Origin of the sequence: Microbacterium sp. HMWF026 (assembly GCF_003061325.1) — a bacterium.
GTDB classification, from domain to species: Bacteria; Actinomycetota; Actinomycetes; order Actinomycetales; family Microbacteriaceae; genus Microbacterium; species Microbacterium testaceum_E.
Map to the genome: position 1 here is coordinate 1 of NZ_QAJB01000284.1, position 10,266 is coordinate 10,266.

The window sequence follows — 10,266 nt, forward strand, 5'->3', positions numbered from 1 at the left end:
TGTCCGTGGGGCGCGCGCGGCTGCAGGGATGGGGGCTTCGACGGGCTCAGCCACCTCGCGCCTCACGGCTCGGGCGAACTCGCCGCGACGGCCACGACGAGCCCCGCGGGGCCATCGACATCCCACCCGCGCCAGTCTCCGGCGGCGCCCTCGCCGCGGATTCGCGCCCGCCATCCGGCCGCGTCGAGCGCGACTTCGACGCGCGCGGGGTCGACGGCGAGGCCGCGGCCGTCGGCCTTGAGCACCGCCTCGACCCGCGCCCAGCGGAGCGCGGGGTCACCGGGCGGCCGGCGTCCATCCGCAGTCAGCACCCGCTCGAGCCCGTCCGCGCCGGCCGGTACGGCATCCACCCCGATCCGATGTCCGCGATCGTTCACCGCCACGATCGCCCAGCCCGAGGCGTACGACACGGAGACGGCGGCATCGGCCCCCTCGACACGCACGCGGCCGTGAGCGCCGCCGCACGCGGGGCAGCGCGAGACGAAGCGGGCCCCGGGAAGGGCGTCGCTCAACAGAGCGCGCGAGACGGAGCGGGGCGGTGCCCCCGCGGGCACCTCGCGCCACAGGACGCGGATGCCGAGGGGCAGCGCGCTCACACCTGCGGCTCGTGCGTCTCGATGGCGACGATGCCGGCACCCGGGTGCTCGACGGGAACGTGCACGACCGAGAAGGCGGCGGGATCCAGTGCCGAGGCGCTGCCCAGGTACGAGCCGCTCATCGTCCCCGTCGCCAGGGCGAGCTCGTGCAGGATGTCGGGCAGCACCGGGCCGTGGCTGGACAGGACGACGGGCTTTCGCGATCGCACCCGCTGACCGATGATCGAGCGCGCGTCGGCGCGGCCCTCGTCCCAGGCGTCCTGGCTGATCGACTCGCAGAACTGCACCCTCTGGCCGATGGCCTGGGCGATCGGCGTCGCGGTGCGCACGCACCGCTCGGCGGGGCTCGAGATCACGCGGCGCACACCGAAGGCCAGCAGGGGACCCACGATCGCCTGCGCCTGCCGCCGTCCGCGGGGGGTGAGCGGCCGGGCGGTGTCGCTCCCCTCCCACTCCTCGCGCGCTCGCGCCTTGGCGTGTCGTAGCACGACGATGGGGAAGGTCGGCAGCGCCCCCTCGTCGACGACGCGGCAGAACTCGTCGAGGATCTCGATGTCGACCGGGTAGCTGAGGTGCTTGCGCGCCTTCTTCAGGCTGACCCACTCGATCGCGGCGACCTCTTTGTTGGGGACGAAGCTCGACGTGCGCACGGCGGCATCCGTCGCCTCGGCCGCCCAGTAGTGCACGATCTTGGTGCGGCCGTTCGGCATTCGGTAGCGCGACACACCGACGGGGACGCCGAGCGCGACGCGGATGCCGGTCTCTTCGCGGATCTCGCGGACCGCCGTCTCGGCGAGCGTCTCGCCCGGATCGACCTTTCCCTTGGGAAGGGTCAGGTCGCGGTACTTCGTGCGGTGGATCAGAAGGATGCGCAGCTTGCCCTCGACGAGTCGCCACACGACGCCGCCGGCGGCGTAGACCGCGGTCTCGGTCACCGGGCCGCCCGCGCACGCCGCTTGCGTTGCACCAGCGCCATGGTGTGATCCTGCAGGTCGGTCAGGGCCGTGCCGTCGGCGGCGACGCTGTGCCGGGTCCATTCGCCCTCGGAGCCGAGGTGCCACGAGCTCGTGGCGTCGTCCATGGCGAGGTCGAACAGCGAGGTGAGTTCGCGCACCTGGTTCTCGTCGACCACGCGCACGAGCGCCTCGACGCGGCGGTCCAGGTTGCGGTGCATCATGTCGGCGCTGCCGATGAACACCTGCGGGTCGCCGTCGTTGACGAAGGTGAAGATGCGCGAGTGCTCGAGGTAGCGGCCGAGGATCGAGCGCACCGTGATGTTCTCGCTCATCCCGGGGACGCCCGGCTTGATCGAGCAGATCCCGCGCACCCACACCTCGACGGGGACGCCCGCCTGACTGGCGCGGTAGAGCGCGTCGATGATCTGCTCGTCGACCATGGAGTTGACCTTGATGCGCACGCCCGAGGGCTTGCCGGCGAGGGCGTTCAGACGCTCCTTGTCGATGTGGCGCAGCAGCCCCTTGCGCAGGTGCAGGGGGGCGACGAGCAGGCGCTTGAACTTCTTCTCGATCGCGTAGCCGCTCAGCTCGTTGAACAGGCGCGTCAGATCGCGACCCACCTGGTCGTCCACGGTGAAGAGTCCGAAGTCCTCGTAGATGCGGCTCGTCTTGGGGTTGTAGTTGCCCGTGCCCACGTGGCTGTAGTGGCGCAGGCGCCCCTCTTCTTCGCGGATGACGAGGGCCAGCTTGCAGTGGGTCTTCAGACCCACCAGGCCGTAGACGACGTGCACGCCGGCCTTCTCGAGCTTGCGCGCCCAGACGATGTTGTTCGCCTCGTCGAAGCGCGCCTTGACCTCGACGAGGGCGAGCACCTGCTTGCCGGCCTCGGCGGCGTCGATGAGCGCCTGGACGATCGGGCTGTCGCCCGAGGTGCGGTACAGCGTCTGCTTGATGGCGAGCACGTGCGGGTCGCGGGCGGCCTGCTCGAGGAATGCCTGCACGCTCGTCGCGAAGGACTCGTACGGGTGGTGCACCAGCACATCGCCCTTGCGGATCGCGCCGAACAGGTCGGCGCGGCCGTTCTGCTCGGGCGGCTGGAAGGCCAGCGCCGTCTTGGGCACGTGCGGGGGGTAGTGCAGGTCGGGCCGGTCGATGCGCGACAGGTCGAACAGACCGCGCAGGTCGAGCGACCCGGGCAGGCGGTAGACCTCCTGCTCGGTGATGTCGAGCTCGCTCAGCAGCAGCGCCCGGGTCACGTCATCCATGTCCTCGGTGATCTCGAGGCGGATCGGCGGGCCGAAGCGGCGGCGCAGCAGCTCGGCCTCGAGGGCCTGGATGAGGTTCTCGGTCTCATCCTCTTCGATCGTCATGTCTTCGTTGCGGGTCAGGCGGAACGCGTGGTGGTCCAGCACCTCCATGCCCGGGAAGAGATCGCCGAGGTGGTTCGAGATGAGCTCCTCGAGCGGCAGGTAGCGCACGCCGGGGCCGTCACCGGGCACCTCGACGAAGCGCGGCAGCATCGGGGGTACCTTGAGGCGCGCGAACTCCTGCCGACCGGTGCGGGCGTTGCGGATGCGGATCGCCAGGTTGAGCGACAGCCCCGAGATGTAGGGGAACGGGTGCGCCGGATCGACCGCCAGCGGCATCAGCACCGGGAACACGTTGCGCTGGAAGTACTCGGTCAGCCGCTCGGCGGTCGCCGTGTCGAGCGAGTCCCACGTCACGACCTCGATGCCCGACTCGGCGAGGGCGGGACGCACTTTCTCGGTCCAGGCGGCCGCGTGGCGCAGCTGCAGGCGGTGCGCCTCGGCCGAGATGTCGGCCAGGACGTCGAGCGGCGCTCGTCCGACGTTGGTGGGCACGGCGAGCCCGGTGACGATGCGGCGCTTGAGGCCGGCGACGCGCACCATGAAGAACTCGTCGAGGTTGCTGGCGAAGATGGCCAGGAAGTTCGCGCGCTCGAGGACGGGGACCGCGGGGTCCTCGGCCAGCTCGAGCACCCGCTGGTTGAAGGCGAGCCAGCTGAGCTCGCGATCGAGGTAGCGGTGGTCGGGCAGCTGGTCGTCCTCGGCCTCGATGGCCTCGTCGAAGTCGTCGTCGTCGGCGTCGCCGAGCCCGGCATCCAGCGCGTCGTGTTCCATCATCCCCACATCATTGCAGGGGTCGGTGACACGCGCGTGAACGGCCGGTGCGCGGGTCGTCAGGCGGGGGTGGATGCCGCCGCCGGCGCCTCGTCCTCGTAGACGTTGAAGCGGTAGCCGACGTTGCGGACGGTGCCGATCAGCTGCTCCAGGTCGCCGAGCTTGGCGCGCAGGCGCCGCACGTGGACGTCGACCGTGCGGGTGCCACCGAAGTAGTCGTAGCCCCACACCTCGCTGAGCAGCTGCTCGCGCGTGAAGACGCGGGAGGGGTGGGTGGCGAAGAAGTGCAGGAGCTGGAACTCCTTGTAGGTGAGGTCGAGCGGCTTGCCGTGCACCTTCGCCGAGTACGAGGACTCGTCGATCGTGATGCCCGACGTCTGGATGCGGGTCGACACCTGATCGGCGGCCCGCCGACCCATGGCCAGACGGATGCGCGCGTCGATCTCGGCGGGGCCGGCACCGACGAGCACGACGTCGTCGATGCCCCAGTCGGTGGACACCGCGGTCAGGCCGCCCTCGGTGACGATCAGCACGAGGGGTGCCTCGACGCCCGTGGTCGTCATGATCTTGCACAGCGACTTCGCCCCGACGAGGTCCAGGCGCGCGTCGATGAATATGACGTCCGCGCTGGGCGCGTTGATCAACTGCGCCGCCTCGGCCGGGATCTGGCGTACCCGGTGGCTGAGCAATTCGAGCGCGGGCAGCGCCGCACCCCCGCCGGGGGCGGAGCTGAGAACAAGAAGCTGAGCCACATCGACCTCCAAGCGCGGGCGGGCCGCGCACCCGATCATCTTAGGGTGACGCGCCGCGCCGATCCGATTCCTCGGCGATGCGCGTGCGCGAGCGGGTGTCGTGGGCGAAGATGAAGACATGTCGACCCCGGACCTCGCACCCCGTCGCACGTTCGGCGGCGTCGTCGCCGTGTGGGTGCTCGCGGCCGTCGCGGGTGTGCTCATCGGCCTGTTCGCCCCCGCGGGATGGCGCGCCCAGTGGGTGAGCGTCGCGCTGGGCGGGTGCGTGATCATCTCGTTCGCGGTGCAGCTCTGGTACGGCCGTTCCCAGGCCTTCATCCAGCGCATGGCGTTGAGCACACTGGGAGCGCTGGTGGTGCTCGGCGTGATCACCATGGGTTTCGGTCTGGCCGCACTCGTCTCGGGATAAGGTGGAGGGCATGGACCTCCTCGCGCTCGAACTGTTCTTCGTGGGACTTCTCGGCCTCGCCTCGCTGGCGATCGCCTTCGTGTCCGGAACGGTCATCTGGAACCTTTACCGCGGCCAGCGCTGAGCGCCCCGTGATCGAGATCCCGACCGACCTTCCGGCCGACCTCGTCCCCCTCTCGTGGCTCGTCGGCGTCTGGGAGGGAACCGGAGTCATCGACTACGAAGCCGCCGGACGCTCGTTCTCGGGTGAGTTCGCGCACCGCGTGAGCTTCAGCCACGACGGCGGGTCGTTCCTCAATTACTCGGCCGACGCCTGGCTGATCGACGGATCCGAGCGTCGTCCGCTCGTCTCCGAGATCGGCTACTGGCGTCTGGCTCGCCCCGTGACGGACGGGGACGCCGGGCCCGCCCTGCTCCCCGCGACCGCCGAAGCGGTGACCCGGACCGCGGACGACGTCGAAGCGCTGCGCAACACCGACGGCGGTTTCGACATCGAGGTGAGCCTGGCCCACGCCGACGGCGTGCTCGAGCTCTACGTCGGACAGGTCAAGGGTCCGCGCATCGATCTGGCGACGGATGCCGTCGTGCGCACCGCCGGGGCCAAGCCCTACACCGCGGCGACCCGCCTGTACGGACTCGTCGACAACCACCTGCTCTGGGCGTGGGACATCGCCGCGCTCGGACGCGAGCTGGGCTCCCACGCGTCGGCGCGTCTCGCCCGGGCGGAGTGACCATGGCCGCGTTGACCGACATCCCCGGCGCCGTGACCGACGAGCGGGGCCTGCGTCACGTGGGCTCGCCCGTCGCGGAGCAGCGCCGCCTGGCATCCGGGACCGCCCTCGCCCCGCTCGGCGACCGCCGCGTGATTTCTGTCGCCGGCGAGGACCGCCGCAGCTGGCTGGACTCGCTGTCGTCGCAGGCGCTCACGCACCTGGCCCCCGAGGTGTCGACTGAGCTGCTCATCCTCGATCCCCAGGGCCGCGTCGAGCACGCGGCATCCGTCATCGACGACGGCGAGGTCACCTGGTTGATCGTGGATGCCGCCGACGCCGAGGCTCTCGCGTCGTGGTTGACGCGCATGCGCTTCCGGTTGCGCGTCGAGGTGCGCGACCGCTCGGACGAGCTCTTCGTAGTGGGTGGCACCCGTTTCGCGGTATCGGAGCGCCGCACCGTCGCCCCCGTGTGGGTCGACCCGTGGCCCGACGTCTCACCGGGCGGATGGGCGTATGCGCGCGTCGACCCGCACCCGGGGCGCGATCGCGACTGGGCCGAGGCGATCCTGGATGCCGCCGAGTACGAGAACCTGCTCGGCGAAGCCGCACGGGGCGAGCAGCAGCTCGCCGGTCTCGACGCCGTCGAGGCGCTGCGCGTGGCCGCGTGGCGGCCCCGGGTCGCGATCGACGCCGACGAGCGTCTGCTGCCGCACGAGATGGACTGGCTGCGCACCGCCGTGCACCTGTCGAAGGGCTGCTACCGCGGGCAGGAGACGGTGGCCAAGGTGCACAACCTGGGTCACCCGCCGCGTCGCGTGGTCGCGCTGCAGCTGGACGGCAGCGACAACGTCCTCCCCGCGCGCGGTGACGCCGTGCGCGCCGGCGACGACGTGATCGGTGCGATCACCTCGGTGGCCGTCCACCACGAAGAGGGGCCGATCGCCCTGGCCCTGGTCAAGCGCAACGCCCCCGAAGGGCTGGCGCTGATCGTGGACACCGCGGACGGTCCACTGGCGGCGTCGGCCGAGACCGTCGTCCCCGCCGATGCCGGTGCCACGGCGTCGGTACCGCGTCTGCCGCGACTCGGTCGCCGCCGCGCCGCGGAATGAGCGGCGAGACGTCGTCGACCTCGGTCGGGGTCGTCGTGTCGCGACCGCGCTGGCGGACGACTTTCGCCCGCCGCGTCCATCGCGTCCGCGAGTCCGTGCCGGCGATCGCGCAGATCGTCGTGGCCGCGACCGCCGCGTTCGCCTTCGCGCATTTCGTGCTCGGCCACCCCGTGCCCCTTCTGGCCGCGACGGTGACGGTGTCGAGTCTCGGCCTGGTCCGCGACGCCCGTCCCTGGCGCGTCGCCGAGACCGTGCTGGGGATGCTGGTCGGCATCCTGATCGCCGAAGTGGTGCTGCTGATCGCCGGAGCCGGGTGGTGGCAGATCGCGCTCGCGATGACGGTGACGCTGATCGTGGCGCGGTTCCTGTCGCCGCAACCCGGGTTCGCCCTGGCCGCTGTGGTGCAGTCCTTGATCGCCCTGGTGCTGGTGTCGGGCGTGCCGTTCCTGCGGCTGGTCGACGGGGCGGTGGGCGGCGTCGCGGCGCTCATCGTGACGGCTCTCATCCCGCGGACGCTCCGTCGCACCGAACTGCGCGACGCCGACGAGCTGTTCGACGCCTTCGACGCCGCCGTCTCGACGATCGTCCGCGCGCTGCGCAAGGGCGACCGCGCCCGGGCCGACCGCGGCCTCGAGCGCGCGAGGTCGCTGCAGACGTACGTCGACGCGTGGAGCGGGTCGCTGGAGTCGGGCCGCGAGGTCGCCCGCATCTCGCCCTTCCTGCGCCGCCAGCGCACGGAGCTGCAGCGGCATGAGCGCGTGCGCGAGGCCCTCGACCTCGCCACCCGCAACCTGCGCGTGGTCGCCCGGCGCGCCGCCTATCTGTGCGCCGACGGACAGGCTCGCCCGGTCCCCGCCGATCTGCTCGCCGAGCTCGCCCGGGGTGCGGGGCTCGTGCGCGACGGTCTCGACGACATCTCGCTCGAGCCGGTGGCCCGCGAGACGATCGCCGCGATCACGCGGCGCCTCGACCCGTCGGTCCTGCTGCCCGACGGGGGCGTCGGGGAACTCAACCTCGTCGCCGCTCTGCGCCCGCTCGCCGTCGACCTGCTGGTCGCCGCCGGGATGCCCACCGCCGAGGCGCGGGCGCTGCTGCCCCGCATCTGAACGGCGGGTCAGTCCGGCGCGACCGCCGCCCAGGCGACGCCGACCTCGCCGAGGCGCCAGCGTTCGCGTCTGACGAGCGGCCAGCCGTCGGCGGCGAGGGCGAGCATCGCCGTCCGCCAGCGGTGCACCGGACCGAAGGGGGCCACCACCGCGGCGCGGGTCCACTCCCGTTCGAGGGATGCCACGAACCCGTGCACGCGTTCCCCCTCGACGTTGCGGTGGATCAACGCCTTCGGCAGGCGCTCGGCCGCGACGGCGGGGGAGTCGAGACCCGCGAGGCGCAGCGAGACCGTGAGGGTGCGGGGGACGGCATCCGCCCCGACCTCCACCCACGTCGCGATGCGCCCGATCTCGTCGCAGGTGCCCTCGACCAGCATGCCGTCGGGCTGCAGTCGCGCGCACATCCGGCCCCACGCGTCGGCGACGTCGGCCTCGTCGTACTGGCGCAGGACGTTCATCGCCCGGATGACGGCGGGGCGGCGTCCCCGGGGGAGGGGTACCTCGAAACCGCCGCGCGCGAAGGACACTCCCTCGATGCCCTCGGCCTGGCTCTGCGCGCGCGCGACGCGGTCGGGATCGATCTCGAGCCCCAGGACCTCGGCATCCGGACGCTGCGATCTCAGACGGGCCCGCAGTTCCAGGGGTGTGACGGCGCTCGCACCGAAGCCCAGGTCGACGACGAGGGGGTCGTCGGTGCGCCGCAGCACCGGGTGGCGCGCGATCCAGCGATCGATGCGGCGCAGTCGGTTGACCCCGGTCGTGCCGCGCGTGGGGCGTCCGACGGGTGAGGGGGTCACTCCGACATGATGCCAGGATGCGCTCGGGCGCGAGCGCCCGGCGTCGCTAGCATGGAGACATGCCTCACACGCTGATCCTCCTCCGCCACGGGCAGAGCGAGTGGAACAAGACCAACCAGTTCACCGGCTGGGTCGACGTGCGACTCACCGACCAGGGCAAGGCCGAGGCGAAGCGCGGCGGCGAGCTGCTGGCCGAGTCCGGCGTGCTCCCCGACGTCCTGCACACCTCGGTGCTCAGCCGCGCGATCCAGACGGCGAACATCGCGCTGGACGCGGCCGACCGCCTGTGGATCCCCGTCAAGCGCTCGTGGCGCCTGAACGAGCGTCACTACGGTGCGCTGCAGGGCAAGGATAAGGCGCAGACGCTCGAGGAGTTCGGCAACGAGCAGTTCATGCTGTGGCGCCGTTCGTTCGACGTTCCGCCGCCGCCGCTGCCCGCCGACGACCAGTACAGCCAGGTCGGCGACCCGCGCTACGCCGGCATCGACGGCGAGGTGCCCGACACCGAGTCGCTCGCGATCGTCATCGACCGCATGCTGCCCTACTGGCACAGCGACATCGTGCCCGACCTCCAGGCGGGCAAGGTCGTGCTCGTCACGGCGCACGGCAACTCGCTGCGCGGCCTGGTCAAGCACCTCGAGGGCATCAGCGACGCCGACATCGCCGAGCTGAACATCCCCACCGGTATCCCGCTCGTCTACCGTCTCGACGACGACCTCAAGCCGCTCGGTCCGGGCGAGTACCTCGACCCCGAGGCCGCCGCAGCCGGAGCCGCCGCGGTCGCCGCGCAGGGCAACAAGCACTGACGCCGCGAACAGAAGAGGGGGTGGATGCCGTGGCATCCACCCCCTCTTCTGTTCGCGGTCGTGATCAGATGACCGGGCTCGGCTCGTGGGCGGCCTCGTCGTCGGCTCCGGCCCAGTCGCCGGTCGCGAGATAGACGACCTTCTTGGCGACCGAGACCGCGTGATCGGCGAAGCGCTCGTGGTAGCGGCTGGCGAGCGTGGCGTCGACCGTCGCGGTGGCCTCGCCCTTCCACGAGTCGCCGAGCACCTTCTCGAACACGCTGACGTGCAGCTCGTCGATGTCGTCGTCGGCGTCGCGGATCGCCTCGGCGATGCGCAGGTCCTGGGTGCGCAGCAGCTCGGCGAGTTTGCGTGACACCTCGACGTCGAGCTCGCCCATGCGGGTGAACGTCGTCTTGAGGCCCTTGGGAATGGCGCGCTCGGGGAACCGCGAACGCGCGAGCTGGGCGATGTGTTCGGCCATGTCGCCCATGCGCTCGAGCGAGGCGCTCACGCGCAGCGCCGTGACGACGATGCGCAGATCGCGCGCGACCGGCTGCTGGCGCGCGAGGATCTCGATGGCGAGCTCGTCGAGCTCGAAGGCCTTCTCGTCGATGATGGCGTCGGCCTCGATGACCTCTTCGGCCAGCGCGACGTCGCTCGTGCCGAAGGCGCGGGTGGCCCGGTCGATGGCCACGGTCACGAGGTCGGCGATCTCGACCAGGCGGGCTTGAACGTCCTCGAGGGACTGGTGGAATACTTCGCGCATGGCGGGTACCTTCCTCGTCGGCGGCACGGCACATGTGTGTCCCGCAACCTCCGGGATTCTTCCCAGCGAAGGTTAACGAGCGGTGCTGTGACAGTGAATAGTAACGTCTGTGACCGCCGCTGAGGGGGTGAAC

General features: G+C 71.3%; 11 protein-coding genes. 5 read left to right on the top strand and 6 right to left on the bottom strand.

The window, feature by feature from the left end:
* Nucleotides 1-62: 62 nt before the first annotated feature.
* Genes DBR36_RS10910 through DBR36_RS10925 form a run of 4 tightly spaced genes read right to left on the bottom strand, consistent with a single transcriptional unit; the run spans nucleotide 63 to nucleotide 4,445 of the window.
* Nucleotides 63-596, bottom strand: a complete 534-nt coding sequence (locus DBR36_RS10910; RefSeq protein ID WP_108319303.1) for a 4'-phosphopantetheinyl transferase superfamily protein — start codon at nucleotides 594-596, stop codon at nucleotides 63-65.
* The gene (locus DBR36_RS10915) at nucleotides 593-1,531 is read right to left on the bottom strand and encodes an NUDIX domain-containing protein (protein WP_108319305.1); all 939 of its coding nucleotides are present in this window, start codon (nucleotides 1,529-1,531) and stop codon (nucleotides 593-595) included. Before DBR36_RS10915 ends, DBR36_RS10910 begins: the two co-directional genes overlap by 4 nt.
* A complete protein-coding gene (locus DBR36_RS10920; protein WP_108319307.1) occupies nucleotides 1,528-3,696 on the bottom strand; it encodes an RNA degradosome polyphosphate kinase in 2,169 nt (722 codons plus the stop codon). The genes DBR36_RS10915 and DBR36_RS10920 overlap by 4 nt, the downstream gene beginning before the upstream one ends.
* A gap of 56 nt (nucleotides 3,697-3,752) precedes the next feature.
* On the bottom strand, nucleotides 3,753-4,445 hold the full coding sequence (locus tag DBR36_RS10925) for a winged helix-turn-helix domain-containing protein (RefSeq protein WP_108319323.1): 693 nt from the start codon (nucleotides 4,443-4,445) through the stop codon (nucleotides 3,753-3,755).
* Between the two features lie 118 nt (nucleotides 4,446-4,563).
* On the opposite strand from DBR36_RS10925, the gene DBR36_RS10930 reads away from it, so the two are divergent.
* The 4 genes from DBR36_RS10930 (at nucleotide 4,564) to DBR36_RS10945 (ending at nucleotide 7,782) form a co-directional block, all read left to right on the top strand.
* Complete coding sequence (locus DBR36_RS10930; RefSeq protein ID WP_108319325.1) at nucleotides 4,564-4,854, top strand: hypothetical protein; 291 nt, start codon at nucleotides 4,564-4,566, stop codon at nucleotides 4,852-4,854.
* 131 nt (nucleotides 4,855-4,985) lie between these two features.
* Entirely contained in the window at nucleotides 4,986-5,585 is a 600-nt protein-coding gene (locus tag DBR36_RS10935; protein ID WP_108319309.1) for an FABP family protein, read from the top strand.
* A 2-nt stretch (nucleotides 5,586-5,587) separates the two neighbouring features.
* Nucleotides 5,588-6,676, top strand: coding sequence for a folate-binding protein YgfZ (locus DBR36_RS10940; protein ID WP_108319311.1), 1,089 nt, complete (start codon nucleotides 5,588-5,590; stop codon nucleotides 6,674-6,676).
* On the top strand, nucleotides 6,673-7,782 hold the full coding sequence (locus DBR36_RS10945) for an aromatic acid exporter family protein (protein ID WP_181373566.1): 1,110 nt from the start codon (nucleotides 6,673-6,675) through the stop codon (nucleotides 7,780-7,782). Before DBR36_RS10940 ends, DBR36_RS10945 begins: the two co-directional genes overlap by 4 nt.
* Nucleotides 7,783-7,790: 8 nt before the next feature.
* Here the strand turns inward: DBR36_RS10945 and DBR36_RS10950 are convergent, their stop codons facing one another.
* Nucleotides 7,791-8,579, bottom strand: a complete 789-nt coding sequence (locus tag DBR36_RS10950) for a class I SAM-dependent methyltransferase (protein WP_108319313.1) — start codon at nucleotides 8,577-8,579, stop codon at nucleotides 7,791-7,793.
* 59 nt (nucleotides 8,580-8,638) lie between these two features.
* Here DBR36_RS10950 and DBR36_RS10955 point away from each other — a divergent pair, with 59 nt between their 5' ends.
* The gene (locus tag DBR36_RS10955) at nucleotides 8,639-9,385 is read left to right on the top strand and encodes a phosphoglyceromutase (RefSeq protein WP_108319315.1); all 747 of its coding nucleotides are present in this window, start codon (nucleotides 8,639-8,641) and stop codon (nucleotides 9,383-9,385) included.
* Between the two features lie 64 nt (nucleotides 9,386-9,449).
* Here DBR36_RS10955 and phoU read toward each other — a convergent pair whose 3' ends face one another.
* Nucleotides 9,450-10,133: a phosphate signaling complex protein PhoU gene (gene phoU / locus DBR36_RS10960; protein ID WP_108319317.1), complete on the bottom strand. Its 684-nt coding sequence runs from the start codon at nucleotides 10,131-10,133 to the stop codon at nucleotides 9,450-9,452.
* Nucleotides 10,134-10,266 lie beyond the last annotated feature (133 nt).

Bases quoted from the DNA above. Each gene is read 5' to 3' on its own strand.
- DBR36_RS10920 (WP_108319307.1), bottom strand. From the start codon at position 3,696: ATGATGGAACACGACGCGCTGGATGCCGGGCTCGGCGACGCCGACGAC.
- DBR36_RS10930 (WP_108319325.1), top strand. From the start codon at position 4,564: ATGTCGACCCCGGACCTCGCACCCCGTCGCACGTTCGGCGGCGTCGTC.
- DBR36_RS10940 (WP_108319311.1), top strand. From the start codon at position 5,588: ATGGCCGCGTTGACCGACATCCCCGGCGCCGTGACCGACGAGCGGGGC.
- DBR36_RS10945 (WP_181373566.1), top strand. From the start codon at position 6,673: ATGAGCGGCGAGACGTCGTCGACCTCGGTCGGGGTCGTCGTGTCGCGA.
- DBR36_RS10955 (WP_108319315.1), top strand. From the start codon at position 8,639: ATGCCTCACACGCTGATCCTCCTCCGCCACGGGCAGAGCGAGTGGAAC.
- phoU (WP_108319317.1), bottom strand. From the start codon at position 10,133: ATGCGCGAAGTATTCCACCAGTCCCTCGAGGACGTTCAAGCCCGCCTG.